This window comes from Thiobacillus sp. (assembly GCF_030696885.1).
Classification (GTDB): Bacteria; Pseudomonadota; Gammaproteobacteria; order Burkholderiales; family Thiobacillaceae; genus Thiobacillus.
In genome coordinates, this window is record NZ_JAUYRI010000005.1 from 96885 (window position 1) to 117006 (window position 20122).

The window sequence follows — 20122 nt, forward strand, 5'->3', positions numbered from 1 at the left end:
GCCGCCAGCGCGATCACGCCATACAGCAATGCCGAAACATGCCTATCACGGCAGGTTGTCCGTGGTCGTACCCGTCAAGAACGAGCAGGACAACGTCGAGCCGCTGGTGCGCGAAATCGCGGCAGCACTGTCCGGCAATACTACGTTTGAAATCCTCTATATCAACGATGGCAGTACGGATGCCACGCAAGCACGTCTGCAATCGCTGAAAACCGAATTCCCGATGCTGCGCGTGCTTCGCCACCGCGAGTCGTGCGGGCAGAGCCGGGCGGTGACCACCGGCGTAACGGCGGCGCGCTACGAATGGATCGTCACGCTCGACGGCGATGGACAGAACGATCCGGCCGACATTCCCGCGCTGCTGGCCGAATTGGCTAATCCAGCTCAACCGGCGAATCTGGAACTGCTGGCGGGCTGGCGTGCCAAGCGCAACGATACCTTCGTGCGCCGCCTGTCGTCGAAAGTCGCCAACGGCGTGCGTTCGCGCATGCTGAAGGACAACACGCCGGACACCGGCTGCGGCCTCAAGCTGTTCGCCCGCGAGACGTTTCTGCAACTGCCCAACTTCGATCACATGCATCGCTTCCTGCCGGCGCTGGTGCTGCGCAACGGTGGTGCGGTGGTGTCAGTGCCGGTATCCCACCGCGCGCGCGAACGCGGTATCTCCAAATACGGCGTGCACAACCGGCTGTGGGTGGGAATCGTCGACCTGTTCGGCGTCGCCTGGCTCCAGCGGCGGGTGCGCCTGCCGCAGATCGAGCCCGACTCCGATCTTTAAATGAAAGCGCGACTTATTTTCAAGGGTCTGGCGCTCATATTTAGCCTGGCTCTGCTGGGCTATCTGTTCCATACCAGCGATCTGGGTGGCAGCCTCAATGAAGCCTGGATCGATAGGCGGGTACGCGGTCATGGCGTCAGCGGTGAACTGTTGTTTTTGCTGATGGGCGGGTTGTTCACTGCCATCGGCCTGCCACGCCAGATCATCGCCTTTCTAGGCGGCTATGCTTTCAGCGTGGAAATGGGCACGCTGCTGGGCGCGATGGCGGCCTTGCTGGGTTGTATGTTGACCTTTGCTTACGCGCGTTTTTTCGGCAGAGAACTGCTGCGCGCGCGGATGGGCGAGCGTGCCGGACGGTTTGATCGATTCATTCACGAACACCCCTTTACCATGACGGTGCTGATCCGGTTGATGCCGGTGGGCAACAACCTGCTGACCAACCTGGCCGCGGGTCTTTCGAGCATCCGACCGCTGGCTTTCTTTTCCGGCACTTTCATTGGCTATCTGCCGCAGACGCTGGTGTTTGCGCTGGTTGGCAGCGGCGTGCATATCGCGACTACGCAAAAAATCACCTTGGCCATGGCCCTGTTTGTGATTTCCGGCGCGCTGGGCGCTTATCTCTATCATCGTTTTCGCCACGGCCAGAGCCTCGATACACGGATCGATGCCGCGCTGGACGAAACTGAACCTTCACCCGATGAATCTGAAACAAAGCTCTGACGCCTCCAGGCGGGGCCTGCTGCTGAGCCTGCTGCTGCTGGTCGTGCTGGCCGCTGTGGCGCTGTGGGTGCGCCCGCTGACCCCGATCGACGAAACGCGCTACGTCAGCGTGGCGTGGGAGATGTGGCTGCGCGGCGATTTCCTGGTGCCCTACAAGAACGGCGAGCCCTACAGTCACAAGCCGCCGTTCATGTTCTGGATGTTTCACGCCGGCTGGGCGCTGTTTGGCGTCAACGACGCGTGGCCGCGGCTGGTGATGCCGCTGTTTTCCGCCGGCGCGCTGGTGCTGACCTTCCTGCTTGCCCGCCGCCTGTGGCCGTTGCATGTCGGCCTCGGCGGGCAGGCCACGTTGATACTGGTCAGCGCGCTGCTATGGATTGTTTTTTCCACCACGGTCATGTTCGACGTGATGCTGGCGTTCTGGGTGCTGGTTGGCATGCATGGCGTGCTCGCCGCTGCCGAGGGCACGCGGCGCGGCTTCGTCATGCTGGGCATCGCCATCGGACTCGGCGTGCTGACCAAGGGCCCGGTGATCTTGCTGAACCTGCTGCCGATCACCGTGCTGGCGCTGTGGTGGAATCCTGGCCTGAACTGGGGGCGCTGGTTCGGCGGCGTGGGGCTGGCGGTGTTGCTGGGCGCGGCGATTGCGCTGGCATGGGCGATCCCGGCGGGACATGCCGGGGGCGAAGCCTATCGCAATGCGATTTTCTGGGGGCAGACTGCCGATCGCATGGTCGAGTCCTTCGCTCACCGGCGTCCATTCTGGTGGTATCTGCCTTTGCTGCCCTTGCTGCTGTTTCCGTGGTTCGTCTGGCCGGGCTTCTGGAAGGCGCTGGTCCATCACCGGAAAATCGGCCTGGACCGCGGCACGCGCTTTTGCCTGGCCTGGATGGTGCCGGTGTTCGTCGCGTTTTCCTTCATCAGCGGCAAGCAGCCGCATTATCTGGTGCCGATGTTCCCGGCGTTTGCCCTGCTGGCGGCGCGCGTGCTGGCTGATCGACCTTCATCCCGGGTCGGCGTGCCCGCTTTACTGACAGCGGTTTTGGGCGGTGTGCTGATGGTCGCGGCCAGCGGGCAGATCGCCGCGTTGCAGAATGAAGTCGCTGCTGTGCCACCGCTGTGGCCGGGTGCGCTGCTGGGGGTGGCGGCGCTGGCGGGCTGGGCGGGGGGCCGGCGCGGCGTGCAGCCGGTGGTGAATCTGGCGCTGCTGGGTGTGGCGGCCCTGATCGTGCTGCAGTTCACCCTGATGCAGTCGCTCAGGCCGTTCTACGACATCAAGCCGATGGCGCTGGCGATCAAAGCGGTGCAGGACGAAGGCGGACGGGTCGCCAATGACGCCAAATATCACGCCCAGTATCAGTTCCTGGGCCGGCTGGAAGCGCCGCTGGACGAACTGCAGGGCAATGAATTGGCCCCGTGGCTGGAAGCGCACCCCGATGGGTATGTGGTGATGTATCTGAAAGACAGGCAGGCGCTCGAGTCGATCCCCGCCCGCTACGGACAGGGCTATCGGGGCGGAGCGGTCGTGCTGGTAGACGCGCCGACGGCGGCCAGTTTGCTGGCCGCCCGGGTCGAATAAACGGTCAGGCCTCGGCGTCGCGCGGCGGCAGCACCACTTCGCGCGACGGCGATATGGTCGAGATGGCGTGCTTGAAGATCATCTGCGCGGCCTGGTCCTGGCCCTTGAGCAGCACCACGAACTGGTCGAAGGATTCGATTCGTCCCATCAGCTTGATGCCGTTGACGAGAAACACCGACACCGGAATGCGCTCTTTGCGCAGCGTGTTGAGAAAAACGTCTTGCAGTTGATTATGTTCTTTGGCCATGTTCGGCTCCCTGTCAGGTGAAGGCCGGTTGATGCCGGCCTTGACTCATTATTAGTCGTTTATTCGATTTTTGCACTGGCGCGTGCTTTGAGGATGGCATCGCGCACGCGCGTTTGCTGCACCTGCTTGACGATTTCACCGCGCACAGCGTCCAGCGGCGGGATCTGCGGCTTGCGCGTGTCGTCGAGGCGAATGACGTGGTAGCCGAACTGGCTCTTGACCGGCGTCTTGGTGGTTTCGCCTTTTTTCAGGGTGGCCAGCGCGTCGGAAAACTCGGGGACGAACGCACGGCGGTCGGACCAGTCAAGTGCGCCGCCGTTCTTGGCAGAGCCGGTGTCGAGAGACTGTTTCTTCGCCAGATCCTCGAATTTGGCCTTCTTGCCGAGGTCGGCAATGATTTTTTTCGCTTCCGCCTCGGTCTTCACCAGGATGTGGCGGGCCCGGTATTCCGGCTCGGTGGCGCCGGCCTTGGCCTGGTCGTAGGCGGCCTGGATTTCGGCGTCGGTCACCGGGTTGGCTTTCACGTAGTCTTCCAGATAAACCTTGGCCAGCGTGTCCATGCGGCGGATGTCGAGGCTGGCGGCGACGCGTGCGTCCTTGTCGAGGCCCTTGTCGACGGCGGCACGCGACAGCAGCTCCAGATTGACCAGCGACTCGCGCACGCGGGCGTCAAGCTCCGGCGAGTCGGGCTGGCCTTGCGCCATTTCGCGCTTGACGATGTCCGCATAGATCGGGGGAATGGCCTTGCCGTTGACGACGGCCATGGGCGCGCTCGGGGTTGCAGGGGCTTGCGCCTGCGCCAGCGGGGCGAGGGCAAGCAGGATCAGGGTGGGGAGTAAGGCAATACGCATTCGAGTTCCTTTTAGAGTTCTTCGGGGGTGAGGGCGGTGATCGACAGCGCATGAATCTCGCGCTGCATCAGTTCGCCCATGGTTTCATACACCAGCCGGTGGCGGGCGAGGGTGGAGAGATTACGGAATCTGGGTGACACCAGTGTGAGACGGAAATGCCCGCCGCCCGAGGCAGCGCCGGCATGGCCCTTGTGCTGGGCGCTTTCGTCTTCCAGGGTGAAGGTTTCGGGCTCCAGCGCGGCCAGGCGCTCGCGGATCAGGTCGGCCGTGCTCATGCGGGAAAGACTTTCTTGAAAGGTTTGACGCTGACGCCGGCATAGACGCCCGCCGCCACGTAGGGATCGGCATCGGCCCACGCCTGCGCATCGGCCAGGGTGTCGAACTCGGCGACGATCAGGCTGCCGGAAAAGCCCGCAGCACCCGGATCGGTGCTGTCGGTGTTGGGAAATGGGCCGGCCAGCAGGAGGCGGCCGGCCTGCTGCAGGGCCTGCAGGCGTTCCACATGCGCGGGACGGGCGGCAACTCGCAGATTCAGACTGTCGGGCACGTCCTGCCCGACGATGGTGTAGAACATTATTGCTTTTCTTCCTTGTCCAGTTTGGCCTGGTCCAGATCAGCCTGGTCCAGGTATTTGGTCAGCATCATGCTCTGACCGACGACGAACACCAGCATCAGCCCCAGGCTACCGAACAGCTTGAAGTTGACCCACGCATCCGTCGAGAAGTTGAAGGCGACAAACAGATTTGCAAGCCCCATGAACGCAAAAAATGCGCCCCAGCTTGCATTCAACCGACTCCAGGCGATGTCGGGAAGTTCCATCTGCTTGCCCATCAGGCTTCGGATGACATTGCGGCCGAAGGCTGCGGCGCCAAAGATGATGGCCGCAAAAATCCAGTACAGCACGGTCGGCTTCCACTTGATGAAGCTCTCGTCGTGCAGCCACAGGGTGGCGCCGCCGAATACCACGATGATGCCCAGCGTGACCCACAGCATGGTCTCGACCTTGTGGCCGCGCAACTTGACCCAGCCGATCTGCGCAAAGCTGGCGACGATGGCAACCAGGGTCGCGAGGTAGATGCCGGGCTTTTCGCCGGCCGCCCCGGGCTGCGGCAGGCCCACGCTCGCCATGAAGGCGCGCGTGGCTTCGACGTTGGCATCGCCGAGCTTGTAGGCGATGAAGAAGATGATGACGGGGAACAGATCGAACAGCAGTTTTTTCATCTGGCTTTTTATCGTTCAGGTGGCGCCTCGCCCCGTGTAATTCGGGCGGCCGCTTATTTTGCTATGATTCCCCCTCCTGACCAAGTGCTTTTGGCCCTGGTCGCCCGATCCCGATCATCGATGCTCAATATCGATCTGCATTGCCATTCCAACGTGTCCGACGGTGTACTGCCGCCCGCCGACGTGGTTGCCCGCGCCGCGGCCAACGGCGTGCACGCGCTCGCCCTGACCGACCATGACGACGTGGCCGGCATCGCTGCGGCGCAGGCGGCGGCTGAGACCGCCGGGGTGGTGCTGATCCCGGGCGTCGAAATTTCGGTCACCTGGCGCGGGCAGACCGTCCATATCGTCGGGTTGCGCATCGATCCGCTGCACCCGGACCTCGCAGGCGGTCTGGCCGGCATCCGCCGTGGTCGCATCGAGCGTGCCCGCCGCATGGGCGACGACCTGGCGCGGTCCGGCATCACCGGTGCCTATGAGGGCGCGTTCGGCTACGCCGTCAACAAGGAAATGGTGGGCCGAACGCACTTTGCGCGCTGGCTGGTGGCCCAGGGCCACGCGCCCGATATGCGCAGCGCGTTCAAGCGCTTCCTCACGCGCGGCAACCCCGGCTATGTCGAGCACGAATGGACCGCGCTGGAAAACGCCGTCGGCTGGATCCGCGCCAGCGGCGGCATGGCGGTGATCGCGCACCCCGGGCGCTATGCGTTCAACGCGCGCGAACTGCACCTGCTGCTGGATGCCTTCCGCGCGCTGGGCGGCGAGGGCATCGAGGTCATCACCGGTAGCCACCACCCGTCCGAATACGGCAAGTTTGCCGACCTCGCGCGCGCCTTTGGCCTCAAGGCCTCGCGCGGGGCCGATTTCCATGCGCCGGGCGAGAGCATCGACCTCGGCCGCCTGCCCGCGCTGCCGCATTATTGCCAGCCGGTGTGGCAGGGTTGGCCCGAACTGGCCGACCATTTTTCTCCTTCGCTGGCCTGAGACCGTATGGCGCAATTTTTCAATATTCACGCAGACAATCCGCAGCCCCGGCTGATCCAGCAGGCGGTCGACATCCTCAAGCGCGGCGGGGTGATCGTCTATCCCACCGACTCGTGCTATGCGCTGGGCTGCCACGTCGGCGACAAGGAAGCGGCGATGCGCCTGCTGTCGGTGCGCGGCCTCGACACCGGGCACGACCTCACGCTGATCTGCAGCGACCTGTCCGAGCTCGGGCGCTATGCCCAGGTCGACAACAGCCAGTTCCGCTTTCTGAAGGCGCACACCCCGGGCGCCTACACCTTCATCCTGCGCGGCACCCGCGAAGTGCCGAAGCGGCTGCTGCACAAGAAGCACGACACCATCGGCCTGCGGGTGCCGGATCATCCCATCGTGCAGGCGCTGCTGGCCGAGCTGGGCGAGCCCATCCTGTCGTCCACGCTGCTGCTGTACGGCGAGGACGTGCCGCTGACCGAGCCATGGGAAATCCGCGAACGTCTGGAACACCTGGTCGATCTCGTCATCGACGGCGGCGCCTGCGGACTGACGCCCACCACCGTGGTCGATCTCACCACCGATACGCCCATCGTGGTGCGCTTCGGCAAGGGCGACACGGCGGACTTCGAAACGTGATGTGTTTCCCGATTTCCCTCTACCCAACCCTGATGGGGCCACCAAGCAATCGACTCAGCCCACAAGCGGGCAAGTCGCTGCTAATCCTCCGCTTGCGGGGGAGGGGGCAACCGTGCCGCCATGCGGCGCCTGAAGCATGATCGAGCTCACGCTGATCCAGAAAATTGCGGTGTTCGCGCTGCCGGTGATTTTTGCCATCACCCTGCACGAAGCCGCGCACGGCTATGTCGCGCGCTATTTCGGCGACATGACCGCGGCCGCCGCGGGCCGTATCACCGTCAACCCGATCAAGCACATCGACCCGGTCGGCACGATCCTGGTGCCGCTGCTGATCCTGGTGGCCAGCAAGCTGCTGGGCGGCGGCGCGCTGCTGTTCGGCTGGGCCAAACCGGTGCCGGTCAATTTCGGCAACCTGCGCCGTCCCAAGCAGGACATGCTGTGGGTGGCCGCCGCCGGGCCCGGCATCAACTTCGTCATGGCGGTGTTCTGGGCGCTGATGATTCAGGTCGGCCATGCCCTCGGCAGCGGCTTTGCCAGCGCGCCCTTGATGCTGATGGGCGCCGCCGGCGTGTTCATCAACGTCATCCTGATGGCCCTGAACCTGATCCCGCTGCCGCCGCTCGACGGCGGCCGCATCGCGGTGAGCCTGCTGCCGGTGCGGCAGGCGATCCAGTATTCTCGCATCGAGCCCTATGGCCTGTTCATCCTGCTCGGCCTGCTGTTCACCGGCATCCTCGGCTTTGTCCTGTGGCCGCTCATCAGCGTATTCATCGGTCTCATCGCGCTGGTCACCGGCCTTGAACCCATGCAGCTCGCAGGCCTGATCAATGTTGTGCTGAAGTGAACACCCCCCTCATCCCTAGCCCCTATCTCCTAGCCCCTACTCCCTGACATGTATTCCGATCGCGTTCTCTCCGGCATGCGCCCCACCGGGCGCCTGCATCTTGGCCACTACCACGGCGTGCTGAAAAACTGGCTGCGCCTGCAGAGCGAGTACCAGTGCCTGTTCTTCGTCGCCGACTGGCACGCGCTCACCACGCACTACGACACGCCGCAGATGATCGAGGAAAACGTGCGCGACATGACCATCGACTGGCTCGCCGCCGGCGTCGACCCGGCGCAGGCCACGCTGTTCGTGCAGTCGCGTGTGATCGAACACGCCGAGCTGCATCTGCTGCTGTCGATGATGACCCCGCTGGGCTGGCTGGAACGCGTGCCGACCTACAAGGACCAGCAGGAAAAACTCTCCGAGAAAGACCTCTCCACCTACGGCTTCCTCGGCTACCCGCTGCTGCAGTCCGCCGACATCCTGATCTACCGCGCCAACCTGGTGCCGGTGGGCGAAGACCAGGTGCCGCACATCGAATTCACCCGCGAAATCTGCCGCCGCTTCAACCACCTGTATGGCCGCGAGCCGGGGTTCGAGGACAAGGCGCGCGCCGCCGTCAAGAAGCTCGGCTCGAAAAAGGCTCGGCTGTACGAGGAATGCCGCACCGCCTACCAGGAAAAAGGCGACGACGAAGCGCTGGAATCCGCCCAGGCCTTGCTGAACGACGCGCAGAACCTGTCGCTGAACGATCGCGAGCGCCTGTTCGGCTACCTTGAAGGCTCCGGCAAGATGATCCTCGTCGAGCCCGACGCGCTGTTGACCGAAGCCTCGAAAATGCCGGGACTCGACGGCCAGAAAATGTCCAAGTCCTACAACAACACGATTGCATTAAGGGAAGACCCCGAGTCGGTCACCAAGAAAATCCGCACCATGCCCACCGACCCCGCGCGCGTGCGCCGCACCGACCCGGGCAACCCCGCCAACTGCCCGGTGTGGCAGTTCCACATGGTGTATTCCGACGACGCCGTGCGCCAGTGGGTCACCGCCGGCTGCACCAGCGCCGGCATCGGCTGCCTCGACTGCAAGCAGCCGGTGATCGATGCCGTGCTGGCCGAACTCGCGCCGATCCGCGAGCGCGCGACCTACTACGAAGACAACCCCGACCAGGTGCGCAACATCCTCGCCGATGGCTGCGAAAAAGCGCAGGAACTTGCGCGCGACACGATGCGGGATGTGCGCGAGGCGATGGGGCTGACGTTCGGGTAAACCGCGTTGGCTATACCAATGCGATCCGGTTTCTATTTCCGGGCGCTCCACTGCTAAATAATTGAGCGGACATGAAGAACGGGTTGGTGGTGCTGTATTGCACGACCTGAGCCCGTCTCCTGACCCTGGTCGTCTCCTTGGTCAGGTTCGCTGTCGTTCATCCGGCGTCCGGGTGCGTGCTCCGGGCCGGATGGCGTTTCAGGCGACTTTCCGCATTGCAGGGGCTTCGACGCGGGGCAGGGTGCGCGCCGCCCGGCTCGGCGTCCGTGCATGGCGGGGCGCGGAGGTGATGTGCGTCTGGGTCTGCGCCGCAATGTCGGCTTCGATGCGGAACACCGCGACGGCTTCGACGAGCTCGCGTGCCTGCGAGCTGAGGCCGGTGGCCGCGGCGGCGATTTCCTCGACCAGCGCGGCATTCTGCTGGGTGGTTTCGTCCATCTGGGTGACGGCTTCGACGACTTGCGTAACGCCGGCGCTCTGCTCGACGCTCGCTGAGCTGATCTCGCCCATGAGGTCGGTGACGCGGCGGATGCTCGCAACCACGTCCTGCATGGTGGCGCCGGCGCGATCGACCAGCGTCGAGCCCTGATCGACGCGCGCGACGCTTTCCTCGATCAGGTGCTTGATCTCCTTGGCGGCCTCGGCGCTGCGCTGCGCCAGGGTGCGGACCTCGCCTGCGACCACGGCGAAGCCGCGGCCCTGCTCGCCGGCGCGCGCGGCTTCGACTGCGGCGTTGAGCGCAAGGATATTGGTCTGGAAGGCGATGCCGTCGATGACGTTGATGATGTCGCCGATCTTGCGGCTTGATTCGCTGATGCCGCGCATGGTGTCGACCACCTGTGCCACCACGTCGCCGCCCTGTTCTGCGACGCCGGCGGCGCTTTTCGCCAACTGGTTGGCCTGCTGGGCATTGTCGGCGTTCTGCCGCACGGTCGAGCCCACTTCTTCCATCGAGGCGGCGGTTTCTTCGAGTGCGCTGGCCTGGCTTTCGCTGCGCGAGGAGAGATCCTGGTTCCCTTGCGCGATTTCGGCGCTGGCTGTGGCCACCGATTCGGCGCCCTGGCGCACCCGGCCCACAACCTTCGTCAGTGCAGTCTGCATCTCGTCTAGCGAGGCCAGCAGAGGGCTGAATTCGTCGCGCGCATCGTCGTGGATGTGGACGGTCAGATCACCATCTCGCACGCGGTTGGCGACTGCCTGCGAGATGGCCACCCGGCGTTTGAGCACGCTGCCGATGTGCCAGGTCATGGCCAGCAGGCCGAGCGTCACCGCCAGTACGGCAGACACGACCAGGATGCGGGTGCTGTCGTTGCCTGCCTTGATGACCTCAAGCTCCTTGTCGAGGTGCTCGGTCTGGTAGGTCTTCTCGGCTGCCAGCACGTCGAGCAGAAGGTTGCGTGCAGGGATGGTATCGTTGACCAGCATCGCGAAGGCGGCGTCCTTGTCGCCGGATTCGATCAGCCCGATGTTCTCGCCGCCGATGCGCCAGAAATCGTCCATCAGAGGCGCGGCCTTGGCAAACAACGTGCGTTCGGCCTCATCGATGATCCCGGACTCGAATGCCTTGATCGCATCGTCGATCTGGCGGCGCTTGTCGGCAATGTCGGCGAGCGTCGTGCGCAGGTCGTCTTCCGAAGTGACCAGCATGGCGTGGCGAATCTGCAGGGAGACGCGGGTGATGTTCAACTCGACCGAGGCGATGCGCATCAACTGCGGCATGCGGATTTCGCCGGCCCGGTCGGCGAGGGCGGCATCCTCCTTCAGGGCGATCCAGCCGCTGATCGAGACGGCGGCGAGCGCGGCGATCAGAAGGAAGGAGATCAGGTAAAGCCGTTTCGCGATGCTGAAATTGAAGAGCGTGTGCATGGTCTTGTCTCGGTTGGTTATCGATAGTGTTTCCGGTGCGGTTCACTGGATCGAGTTGCCTGTGCACCCTGTGGCCGCGTGCAGAACGACCGGATGGATGACCCCTAACAAAGATATCGTCTGTCCTAGACAAAACTTTAACTAAACTGGCAATATAAGTATTTATGTACGATATTGAGTAGACAAATCGAGCGTAGCACGCGAGCAGGACTGAACACCATGGCGGCCATCGCCGAGAATATTGCTGTGCATTCTTAGACGGTGAACAGAATAGTGGCGCGTTATGAGCTGCTCGGGCGTGAGAGGCCTGCCTCGGCTGGTATTCGTGCCGTTTACTGCCTGAAATCCACGCGCCCGACCCCATGCGGTGCTTTGCCGGCCTGCAGTTGCAGCAGCACGCCCTCGCCTGAGCCGACCCCGGAACCGGCGATCGCCTGGATGTTGACGAAATGGGTCACCAGGATGATCAGCGGGCCGTCCACCGGTTGCCGCGCGAAAAATGCGTTCAGCGCGACGAGGCGGCTCATGCGCTCATGTTCGCGCTCGAAAAACGAGTTGAGCGCGGGCAGCGGCGTCACCGGACCGAGGTCGATCAAACGCGCGGTCTCCAGGCTGCGGCACCATTGGCTGGAATAGACGCGCGCGTCCCGCACCCCCTGACGCCGCAGCCATTCGCCTATCGCTGCGGCCTGGACACGACCGCTGGCATCCAGATTGCGCTGGGTGCTGCAGTCGTCGAGTTTGAATTGCGCCGGATCACCAAAGCCGGGGGCGTGTGCGTGCCGCAACATCAGGACGTGACCGCCTTGTTGCAGGCGCGTTGTGAGGTCGATTTCGCTCGCATAGGCGAGCGCAGGCAGCAGTAGGCCCAGTAACAGCATCCACGCGCCAAGCCGTCGTATCCAATATGTTCGCAAGGGGGTCATGGCGAATCCTTTCCTGAATTGTTCGTGCAGCTGGATAACCTGCTTGCGAGCGTCGCGCTAGCTTTGTAGCACCGATTCGAAATGATCATCAAGACTCGGCACGTGTACCCGGAGGCTTCAAGTGTCCGTCCCCGGCTTCACCGTCCGCAGTTTCTTGGTTTCTCCCCGCCGCTGCTTGCTGTCCAGCCGCCGCTTCTTCGACGCCAGCGTGGGGCGGGTCGGCCGGCGCGGCTTGTCGACTTCGCAGGCTTCGCGGATCAGCTCGAGCAGGCGTTCCAGCGCGTCGTCACGGTTGCGCCGCTGGCTGCGATAGCGTTCGGCTTCGATGATCAGCACGCCGTCCTGGGTGACGCGACGGCCGGCCAGGGTGATCAGGCGGGCACGCACCGGATCGGGCAGCGAAGGGGAGCGGGCGACGTCGAAGCGCAGTTGCACCGCAGTCGACACCTTGTTGACGTTTTGCCCGCCGGGGCCCGAGGCACGCACGAAGTCCTCCTGGATTTCGCGCTCGTCGAGCTCGATCTGGGCGTTGACCCGGATCATGCGGAGGGCGGGGCGACTACCACTTCACCACGTGCACGTTGTTGAGCGTGCGGCCGAGAAAACGCTCGCCGATGGTCTGGAAACGCAGCGGCAAGTCGGTGACGTAGAAATCGTAGCGTGGCTGGGCGGGACCGGGGTTGGCCAGCTTTTTGTCGGCCAGCACCGCGGCGACCTGCTCGGCCATGGCTTCGGCCGAGTCGACCAGTTGCACGCCGTCGCCAAGCACCTGCCGCAGCAGCGGCTTCAGCAGCGGGTAATGGGTACAGCCGAGCACCAGGGTATCGATGTGTTCGGCCTGCAAAGGCTTCAGGTAATCCTGCGCAGTCAATCGCGTCACTTCGTGGTCGAGCCAACCTTCCTCGACCAGCGGCACGAACAGCGCGCAGGCCTGCGAATGGATGCGCGAATCGGGCGCGTAGTCGTGGATGGCGCGCGCGTAGGCGTTGCTGTTGATGGTGGTGGGGGTGCCGATGACGCCGATTTTCTTGCCGCCGCGCGCCGACACCGCGCCGGCGTCGATGACGTCGAGCACCGGCACCGGCGACAGGTCCTTGACGATCTGCGAGGCCACCGCCGCCATGGTGTTGCAGGCGATGACCAGGAGCTTGACGTCCTTTTCCAGCAGGAACTGCGCGATCTGGGTGGTGAAGTGGGTGATGGTCTCGACCGATTTCACGCCGTAGGGCACGCGCGCGGTGTCGCCGAAATAGACGATGTTTTCAAAGGGCAGGCGCTCCATCAGCGCGCGCACCACCGTCAGTCCACCGATGCCGGAATCGAATACGCCGATCGGGGAGTTTGTATTCGTGGACATGGGTGGCAGGATGACGGAATGAGAAAGACGGCATTTTACCTGCAGGGCCCGATCCGTAGGCATTCAGCATGAGCGGCTGCGGCTGCGATTCGGTCTGCGGCAGCGCGCCGCCCGACCCGCGCTACCGGCGCGCGTTGTGGATCGCGCTGGTGCTGAACGCGCTGATGTTCTTCGTCGAGATTTTCGCGAGTTTCGCGGCGCAGTCGGTGTCGTTGCTGGCCGATGCGGTGGACTTCCTGGGCGACGCGGCGAACTATGGCGTGGCGCTTTTCGTGCTGGGCCTGGCGCCGGTGTGGCGCTCGCGCACCGCGCTGTGGAAAGGCTGGCTGATGGTGGGCTTCGGCGTCTTCGTGCTCGGCAAATCGGCCTGGCAATGGTCGGCCGGCGTGGTGCCCGAGCCTTTCATCATGGGCTGGGTGAGCCTCGTGGCGCTGGCGGTCAACGTCGGCGTGGCGGCGCTGCTGTATGCCCACCGCCAGGGCGACGCGCAGGCGCGCTCGGTGTGGCTGTGCTCGCGCAACGATGCACTCGGCAACCTGGCGGTGATGGGCGCGGCGGGCGGGGTATGGGCGACGGCGCACGGCTGGCCGGATATCGCGGTGGCCTTGCTGCTGGCCTGGCTGGCGCTGAGCTCGGGGGTGTCTGTGATACAGCATGCGCAGCGTGAGCTGCGCGTGAAATAAGACAGCGCCAAGCAGGAATTAAAGTAGGCTTAAACCGTTTGCTGGCCTTTTAGCGCCCATGCCACGTGCTCGCGCACCAGCTCGGACGGATGATCCCGACGCGCGCCGAGTGCTGACTGGATCTCAGGCGAAGCCGGCGCATTCCCCAGCGCGACCGCAATGTTCCTCAACCAGCGCGCGTGGCCGATGCGGCGGATCGGTGAGCCCGCCAGCCGATCGTTGAAATCCGTTTCACCCCAGCCAAACAGGTCCACCAGCCGCGCACTGTCGAGGCCGTTTCGCACGCCGAAATCCGCCAGTTCGGCGGTCTGCGCAAAACGGTTCCACGGGCATACCAGCTGGCAGTCGTCGCAGCCGTAGATGCGGTTGCCGATGAGCGGACGCAACTCGACCGGGATGCTGCCCTTCAATTCGATGGTCAGGTAGGAAATGCAGCGCCGCGCATCGAGTGTATAGGGGGCGACGATGGCCTGCGTCGGGCAGACGTCGATGCAGGCCTGGCAGGTGCCGCAGTGGCTGGCTTCAGGCGCGTCGACCGGCAGCGGCAGGTCGGTATAGATCTCGCCGAGAAAGAACCACGAGCCGTGCTGCCGGTTCAAGAGCAGCGTGTGTTTGCCGCGCCAGCCGAGCCCGGATTGAGCGGCAAGCTCGACTTCCATCACCGGCGCGCTGTCGGTGAAAACGCGGAAATGGTGCTCGCCAACTTTCGCGCTGATTTTTTCGGCGAGACTCTGCAGCCGGTTGCGTAGCACTTTATGGTAGTCGCGTCCCAGTGCGTAGCGAGCCACATAGGCGGCGTCGGGGTCGGCCAGCACGGCGTGCGGATCGGCCGACGCCGGCGGAAAATAATCCAGCCGCGCGCTGATGATGCGGACGGTACCGGGCACCAGTTCGGCCGGCCGGCTGCGCTTGGTGCCGTGCGCCGCCATATAATCCATCTCGCCATGAAAGCCCCGATCCAGCCATTCCTGCAGACCGGCCTCGGCCGCGCCCAGTTCGCTGTCGGCAATGCCCACCGCGGCAAAACCGAGCTCGCGCCCCCAGTGCTTGATTTGCTGCGCCAGTCGGCTTAGCTCAGTTTTATTTAAGGCCTGCTCATGCATACATCCGATGATACCGTGCGCTGCCATTGCCATCTGGCCGATGAGGCCGCGACGCTGGCGTTTGGCGCGCAACTGGCGCGGGAACTGATTCCCGGGCTGACGTTCTACCTCGAGGGCGACCTCGGTGCCGGCAAGACCACACTGGTTCGCGGCATGCTGAGGGGGCTGGGATACAACGGTCGGGTAAAAAGTCCGACCTATACCCTTACCGAAACCTACAGCCTGCCGGCGTTTGAGCTGTATCATTTTGATCTGTATCGGATGCACGACCCGCGCGAGTGGATGGACGCCGGGTTTCGCGAAGTCAGCGACGGCCATGCGGTCAGCCTGATCGAATGGCCGGACAAGGCTGCCGGCTGGCTGCCGCAGCCGGATGTGATCATCCGGCTGCGGGTTGCCGACGAGGCACGCGAAATCGAGTGCGAGGCCGCAAGCGCGCGCGGCGCACATTATCTGGAGACGAGTTGCACGCTTTGCTGAAGGTTTTCCTGTTGTGCGGTGTGTTGGCGTCGGGCTGGGCCCAGGCGCTGCAGCTGACCGCGACCCGCCTGTGGCCGTCGCCCGACTACACGCGGATCACGCTGGAGGCGCCGCAGCAGGTTAAGCACACCTATTTCAGCCTGGCGAATCCCGAGCGGCTGGTGATCGACCTCGAAGGCGTCGAGGCGGGTCACGCGCTCAATGCGCTGGCCGGACAGCTGGGTGCGGACGACCCCTATATCAGCGCAATCCGCGTCGGCCTGAACCGCCCCGGCGTGATGCGCGTGGTGCTGGACCTGAAAACACCGGTCAAGCCGTCGATCTTTCAATTGCAGCCGCTGGCGCAGTATGGCCACCGCCTGGTGGTGGACCTCTATCCGGCCCAGCCGGGCGTAGCGGCGTCGAACCCGGCGATCGCGCAACCCGCGACGGCGCAGCCCTCCAGGCCGGCGGCGGTGCCGCAATACGCCCGCCTGATCACCGTGGCCATCGATGCCGGCCACGGTGGCGAAGACCCCGGTGCCATCGGCGCGAAGGGCTCGTATGAAAAACACATCACGCTGGCAGTGGCGCGCAAGCTCAAGGAAAAGATCGACGCACAGGAAAATATGCGCGCGGTGCTGATCCGCGATGGCGATTATTTCGTGCCGCTGGCGCAACGCGTCAACAAGGCGCGTGCGGTCAAGGCCGATCTTTTCCTGTCGATCCACGCCGACGCCTTCATCAAGCCGCACGCGCACGGTTCGTCGGTGTTCGCGCTGTCGGAAACCGGGGCCACATCGGTCGCCGCGCGCTGGCTGGCCAAGAAGGAAAACGACGCCGACCTGGTGGGCGGCATCAATATCGACGTCAAGGATCCCTTCCTCAAACGCACGTTGATCGACCTGTCGCAGACGGCCACCATCAACGACAGCCTCAAGCTGGGTCATGCCGTTTTGAAGGAAATCGGCACCGTCAACAGGCTGCACAAGCCACATGTCGAGCAGGCGGGGTTCGCGGTGCTGAAGGCGCCCGACATTCCGTCCATCCTGATCGAGACCGCCTTCATTTCCAATCCGGAAGAGGAAAGGCGCCTCAACGATCCCGGCTACCAGGACAAGCTGGTCAATGCCATCGTCGTCGGCGTCAAAAACTACTTCAACACGCACCCGCTGACCGCACCGGCGCGGCTGACCCTCAATCCATGACCGCCAGCCTGCTGGGCGCGGCGGCCCCGGGTTTCGACCGGCCGCTGGCGGTGCTTGAGGCCTGCCACGGCCGCATCACCAAACAGTGCAACACCCTCGAAAAACTGCTCGCCCATTTGCCCGAACACGGCGCTGACGCCCAGGCGCAACAGGCCGCGCGCGCGGTGCTGGCTTACTTCGACACTGCGGCGGTGCACCACCACGACGATGAGGAGCGCAACCTGTTTCCGCTGCTGGAGCAGGCCGGCGCCCCCGGCGCCTGTGAGCTGGTCGAAACCCTGACGCTGGAGCACGACGCGCAGGCGCTGGTCTGGCGGCGTCTGCGAACGGAGTTGCAGGCGATCGCAGCCGGCACGGTAGCCGCGCTGGACGCGGATCTGACGCGCCGCTTTGTCGACATGAACCGTACCCACCTCGAATTCGAGAACACCCATGTGCTGCCGCTGGCGCGCCAGGCACTCGGCGCGGCCGATCTCGAACGCCTCGGCCGCGCGATGGCGGCGCGGCGCGGCGTGTCGTACGAAGGCCGGCTGTGAACATCCGCGTCCTGCCCGATGTGCTGATTTCGCAGATCGCCGCCGGTGAGGTGGTCGAGCGCCCCGCTGCGGCGCTGAAAGAGATGCTCGAAAACAGCCTCGATGCCGGCGCCACCGACATTCAAATTGATCTCGAGCAGGGCGGCATCAAGCGCATCCGTGTGAGCGACAACGGCTGCGGCATTGCGCGCGACGAGCTTGCGCTCGCGCTGACCCGACACGCCACCAGCAAGATCGCCAGTTTGGCCGACCTCGAGCAGGTGGCGAGCCTGGGTTTCCGCGGCGAAGCGCTGGCGTCGATTGCCGCCATCGCGCGGGTCACGCTCACCAGCCGCAGCGCCAACGTCAATCACAGCGCCGCCGAGCACGCCTGGACGCTGCAGGTCGAAGGCGGCCGCCTTGGCGAGCCGGTGCCGGCCGCGCGTGCGACTGGCACCACCGTCGATATCCAGGATCTCTTTTTCAACACGCCGGCGCGGCGCAAGTTTCTCAAGACCGAGGGCACCGAATACGCGCACTGCGCCGAAACCGTGCGGCGGCTGGCGCTGGCGAACCCCGAGCTTGCGTTCACGCTGACCCACAACGGCCGCGTGCAGCTGCGGCTCAATGCCGAGCCGGCCCACGCGCGGGTGCGCCAGGTGATGGGCGAGGCGTTCGAGAGCCATGCGATTGCGGTCGATGCGGCCGGCGGGGCGCTGCGGGTGAGCGGCTGGGTGATCCGTCCCGGCGCCGCCACCGCCAGCCGCGACAGCCAGCACGTGTTCGTCAACGGCCGCTACGTGCGCGACAAGCTGATCGTCCATGCGCTGAAGGAAGCCTACCGCGACGTGCTGCATCACCAGCTGAACCCGGCGTATTGCCTGTTCATCAGCCTGCCGCCCGACGGTGTCGACGTGAACGTGCACCCGGCCAAGACCGAGATCCGCTTCCGCGACAGCCGCGGTGTGCACCAGTTTCTGTTCCATGCGGTCGAGCGCCTGCTGTCGGCACCGGTCGAGGCCGGGGCGACGGTTGTGCCGGATGGACAGGCGCCGGCCGGGTTCAGGCCAGCCTGGGGTGCACCGCAGCAGGCGTCGATGCCGCTGCAGGTGAACGAGGCGATGGCGTTCTATGCGCCTCTTCAGGGGTCAGGGGTCAGGGGTCAGGTTTCAGGGGAGGGTGTTGCGCCTGTGGCGCAGCCCTTGCCTGAAGGGGCCGACTCGCCGCCGCTGGGCTATGCGCTGGGGCAGCTGCACGGCGTCTACGTGCTGGCGCAGAACGCGCAGGGGCTGGTGCTGGTCGACATGCATGCCGCCCACGAGCGCGTCGTCTACGAAAAGCTCAAGATCGCGCTCGATGCCCGTGCGGTGCCGGCGCAGACGCTGCTGATTCCGGTCGCGCTGACGGTCGATGCGCGCGACGTTGCGGAAATCGGCCCGCATCTGGAGGCGCTCGCCGGCATCGGCTTCGAGCTGTCGATCACTTCGCCGACCTCGGTGGCGGTGCGCTCGGTGCCGTGGCTGCTGAAGAATGCCGATCCGGTCGAGCTGACGCGCGCGGTGCTGCGTGAAGTCGCCGAATTCGGCGTCGCGCGCCTCTTGGCCGAACGACGCAACGAACTGCTGGCGACGCTGGCCTGCCACGGCGCGGTGCGCGCGAACCGGATGCTGACGCTGCCAGAAATGAACGCGCTGCTGCGCGAGATGGAAGCCACCGAGCGGGCCGGGCAGTGCAACCATGGGCGCCCCACCTGGTTCCAGATCAGCCTCAAGGAGCTCGACGGCATGTTCATGCGTGGGCGCTGATTTGGCACCTGGCGCTTTTGAATATAAGCTTGAGCTAATTAGTCAGGTATTAACGAGATTCCCATGAGCGAACGCAACGAACGCAAGACCATTCCGATTCAGGACGTCAACGAGGCCAGCAACTGCGCCAGCGCCGAACCCTATGCATTGATGGTGCTGGGCGACTCGATGCTGCCCGAATTCGAGGAGGGCGAGATCATCGTGGTCGAGCCGTCCGGTCTGGTCAAGGATGGCTCCTACGTGGTGGCCTTCGTCAACGACGAATACATCTTCCGCCAGATCGTGAAGCACGACGACGGCTGGATGCTGAAGCCGCTGAACCCGATCTACGAGAATATTCCGGTCGCAGACATCGATGTTGCCAAGGGTGTGGTCATCCTGAAGAAGCGCCCCGGCAAGCGCAGCGAGCAGAAGAGCTACATCTAATTGTCAACAAACATCCACATCTTGTTGATAATGTTAGATATACACAGAATCACCATTCATTGTTTTTATTGATCACCCCATTAAACTATTAAATAAATTAGTTGACTGATTTAGTAGGAATTAATACACTGACGCCTGTTCAACCTTAACCAACAGCAGGAGGCGTAACCATGAGTGGACTGATCGCAAATTTTCCCAACGACGGTGTTGTGACCATCAACCGGGTGATTCTCAAGCCCGAATACACGGTCGACGACCTGCAGGAACGGGTGGCGTTTCTCTGCGAAAACGTCAAAACCTATCATTCGGATACAGGCTTTGTCGGCGGCTTCGTCGCGCTGAACTCGGGTGCGGTGTCGAATGAAGGCTCGACCATCGGCCAGGCCGTCGAAAGCCCGATGAAGGGCAAGGAGGCGCTGATCGTGACCTTCTGGACCACCTTCGATGAGCACGAGAAGTCGCACCAGTCGGAAACCTTCCAGCCGCTGTTCCAGAAAGTGCTGGACCTGTGCGAGAACGGTAACGAAGAAATCGCCTACGAAATGCTGTGGTCGGGCAAGGCCTACGGTCCTGATGAAATCGCGGCAGCGCGTCAGGCCAAGGCGCAATACGCCAACGCGAGCTGATCGCGGCAGTAGCACGCCAAAGCAAAGCGGCGGGGGAAACCCC

Annotated in this window: 24 protein-coding genes; 14 read left to right on the top strand and 10 right to left on the bottom strand. The window is 64.0% G+C overall.

Translation table 11 applies throughout. The features are described 5' to 3' along the window. The first annotated feature begins 28 nt into the window (after window positions 1–28). The 3 genes from Q8R61_RS01530 to Q8R61_RS01540 are packed head-to-tail and all read left to right on the top strand — an operon-like array spanning window position 29 to window position 3077. Window positions 29–778: a glycosyltransferase family 2 protein gene (locus Q8R61_RS01530; protein ID WP_305533547.1), complete on the top strand. Its 750-nt coding sequence runs from the start codon at window positions 29–31 to the stop codon at window positions 776–778. Next, window positions 779–1498 (top strand): TVP38/TMEM64 family protein, encoded by a 720-nt coding sequence (locus Q8R61_RS01535; RefSeq protein WP_305533548.1) that lies wholly within the window; start codon window positions 779–781, stop codon window positions 1496–1498. Continuing rightward, on the top strand, window positions 1476–3077 hold the full coding sequence (locus Q8R61_RS01540; RefSeq protein ID WP_305533549.1) for a glycosyltransferase family 39 protein: 1602 nt from the start codon (window positions 1476–1478) through the stop codon (window positions 3075–3077). Before Q8R61_RS01535 ends, Q8R61_RS01540 begins: the two co-directional genes overlap by 23 nt. A gap of 4 nt (window positions 3078–3081) precedes the next feature. On the opposite strand, the gene hfq is transcribed toward Q8R61_RS01540, so the two are convergent. From hfq to Q8R61_RS01565, 5 genes are read right to left on the bottom strand one after another with little or no spacing between them, the layout of a single operon-like run. Beyond that, a complete protein-coding gene (hfq, locus tag Q8R61_RS01545; protein ID WP_305533550.1) occupies window positions 3082–3324 on the bottom strand; it encodes an RNA chaperone Hfq in 243 nt (80 codons plus the stop codon). A gap of 59 nt (window positions 3325–3383) precedes the next feature. Continuing rightward, a complete protein-coding gene (locus tag Q8R61_RS01550; RefSeq protein ID WP_305533551.1) occupies window positions 3384–4175 on the bottom strand; it encodes a peptidyl-prolyl cis-trans isomerase in 792 nt (263 codons plus the stop codon). 11 nt (window positions 4176–4186) lie between these two features. Beyond that, the gene (locus tag Q8R61_RS01555) at window positions 4187–4450 is read right to left on the bottom strand and encodes a BolA family transcriptional regulator (RefSeq protein WP_305533552.1); all 264 of its coding nucleotides are present in this window, start codon (window positions 4448–4450) and stop codon (window positions 4187–4189) included. Then, window positions 4447–4749 carry a YciI family protein gene (locus Q8R61_RS01560; RefSeq protein ID WP_305533553.1) on the bottom strand — a complete coding sequence of 101 codons (303 nt, stop codon included), beginning with the start codon at window positions 4747–4749 and terminating at the stop codon, window positions 4447–4449. Before Q8R61_RS01560 ends, Q8R61_RS01555 begins: the two co-directional genes overlap by 4 nt. Beyond that, window positions 4749–5396 (bottom strand): septation protein A, encoded by a 648-nt coding sequence (locus Q8R61_RS01565; protein WP_305533554.1) that lies wholly within the window; start codon window positions 5394–5396, stop codon window positions 4749–4751. The genes Q8R61_RS01560 and Q8R61_RS01565 overlap by 1 nt, the downstream gene beginning before the upstream one ends. 120 nt (window positions 5397–5516) lie before the next feature. On the opposite strand from Q8R61_RS01565, the gene Q8R61_RS01570 reads away from it, so the two are divergent. The 4 genes from Q8R61_RS01570 to Q8R61_RS01585 all read left to right on the top strand — a co-directional run bounded on the left by Q8R61_RS01570 (window position 5517) and on the right by Q8R61_RS01585 (window position 9105). Continuing rightward, the gene (locus Q8R61_RS01570; RefSeq protein WP_305533555.1) at window positions 5517–6380 is read left to right on the top strand and encodes a 3',5'-nucleoside bisphosphate phosphatase; all 864 of its coding nucleotides are present in this window, start codon (window positions 5517–5519) and stop codon (window positions 6378–6380) included. 6 nt (window positions 6381–6386) lie between these two features. Continuing rightward, window positions 6387–7010, top strand: a complete 624-nt coding sequence (locus Q8R61_RS01575) for an L-threonylcarbamoyladenylate synthase (RefSeq protein ID WP_305533556.1) — start codon at window positions 6387–6389, stop codon at window positions 7008–7010. A gap of 139 nt (window positions 7011–7149) precedes the next feature. Beyond that, window positions 7150–7854, top strand: coding sequence for a site-2 protease family protein (locus tag Q8R61_RS01580; RefSeq protein ID WP_305533890.1), 705 nt, complete (start codon window positions 7150–7152; stop codon window positions 7852–7854). Between the two features lie 48 nt (window positions 7855–7902). Beyond that, complete coding sequence (locus tag Q8R61_RS01585; protein ID WP_305533557.1) at window positions 7903–9105, top strand: tryptophan--tRNA ligase; 1203 nt, start codon at window positions 7903–7905, stop codon at window positions 9103–9105. 198 nt (window positions 9106–9303) lie between these two features. Here the strand turns inward: Q8R61_RS01585 and Q8R61_RS01590 are convergent, their stop codons facing one another. The 4 genes from Q8R61_RS01590 to murI all read right to left on the bottom strand — a co-directional run bounded on the left by Q8R61_RS01590 (window position 9304) and on the right by murI (window position 13254). Then, window positions 9304–10971 (bottom strand): methyl-accepting chemotaxis protein, encoded by a 1668-nt coding sequence (locus tag Q8R61_RS01590; RefSeq protein WP_305533558.1) that lies wholly within the window; start codon window positions 10969–10971, stop codon window positions 9304–9306. A gap of 332 nt (window positions 10972–11303) precedes the next feature. Next, window positions 11304–11852 (bottom strand): histidine phosphatase family protein, encoded by a 549-nt coding sequence (locus Q8R61_RS01595; RefSeq protein WP_305533559.1) that lies wholly within the window; start codon window positions 11850–11852, stop codon window positions 11304–11306. A gap of 162 nt (window positions 11853–12014) precedes the next feature. After that, entirely contained in the window at window positions 12015–12440 is a 426-nt protein-coding gene (gene arfB / locus Q8R61_RS01600; RefSeq protein WP_305533560.1) for an alternative ribosome rescue aminoacyl-tRNA hydrolase ArfB, read from the bottom strand. A 16-nt stretch (window positions 12441–12456) separates the two neighbouring features. Further along, window positions 12457–13254, bottom strand: coding sequence for a glutamate racemase (gene murI / locus Q8R61_RS01605; RefSeq protein ID WP_305533561.1), 798 nt, complete (start codon window positions 13252–13254; stop codon window positions 12457–12459). 68 nt (window positions 13255–13322) lie between these two features. On the opposite strand from murI, the gene Q8R61_RS01610 reads away from it, so the two are divergent. After that, window positions 13323–13937 carry a cation transporter gene (locus tag Q8R61_RS01610; RefSeq protein WP_305533562.1) on the top strand — a complete coding sequence of 205 codons (615 nt, stop codon included), beginning with the start codon at window positions 13323–13325 and terminating at the stop codon, window positions 13935–13937. A 29-nt stretch (window positions 13938–13966) separates the two neighbouring features. Here Q8R61_RS01610 and queG read toward each other — a convergent pair whose 3' ends face one another. Next, window positions 13967–15040, bottom strand: a complete 1074-nt coding sequence (queG, locus tag Q8R61_RS01615; RefSeq protein WP_305533563.1) for a tRNA epoxyqueuosine(34) reductase QueG — start codon at window positions 15038–15040, stop codon at window positions 13967–13969. Between queG and tsaE the strand changes: the two genes are divergently transcribed. The 6 genes from tsaE to Q8R61_RS01645 all read left to right on the top strand — a co-directional run bounded on the left by tsaE (window position 15035) and on the right by Q8R61_RS01645 (window position 20079). Further along, window positions 15035–15520, top strand: a complete 486-nt coding sequence (gene tsaE / locus Q8R61_RS01620; RefSeq protein WP_305533564.1) for a tRNA (adenosine(37)-N6)-threonylcarbamoyltransferase complex ATPase subunit type 1 TsaE — start codon at window positions 15035–15037, stop codon at window positions 15518–15520. The genes queG and tsaE overlap by 6 nt on opposite strands. Next, window positions 15505–16707 (top strand): N-acetylmuramoyl-L-alanine amidase, encoded by a 1203-nt coding sequence (locus tag Q8R61_RS01625; protein WP_371133530.1) that lies wholly within the window; start codon window positions 15505–15507, stop codon window positions 16705–16707. Before tsaE ends, Q8R61_RS01625 begins: the two co-directional genes overlap by 16 nt. After that, window positions 16704–17243: a hemerythrin domain-containing protein gene (locus tag Q8R61_RS01630; protein WP_305533565.1), complete on the top strand. Its 540-nt coding sequence runs from the start codon at window positions 16704–16706 to the stop codon at window positions 17241–17243. Before Q8R61_RS01625 ends, Q8R61_RS01630 begins: the two co-directional genes overlap by 4 nt. Then, window positions 17240–19027, top strand: coding sequence for a DNA mismatch repair endonuclease MutL (gene mutL, locus Q8R61_RS01635; protein ID WP_305533566.1), 1788 nt, complete (start codon window positions 17240–17242; stop codon window positions 19025–19027). Before Q8R61_RS01630 ends, mutL begins: the two co-directional genes overlap by 4 nt. A gap of 63 nt (window positions 19028–19090) precedes the next feature. Beyond that, window positions 19091–19453: a S24 family peptidase gene (locus Q8R61_RS01640; protein ID WP_305533567.1), complete on the top strand. Its 363-nt coding sequence runs from the start codon at window positions 19091–19093 to the stop codon at window positions 19451–19453. 170 nt (window positions 19454–19623) lie between these two features. After that, window positions 19624–20079 carry a ligand-binding protein SH3 gene (locus tag Q8R61_RS01645; RefSeq protein WP_305533568.1) on the top strand — a complete coding sequence of 152 codons (456 nt, stop codon included), beginning with the start codon at window positions 19624–19626 and terminating at the stop codon, window positions 20077–20079. The last annotated feature ends 43 nt before the right edge of the window (window positions 20080–20122 follow it).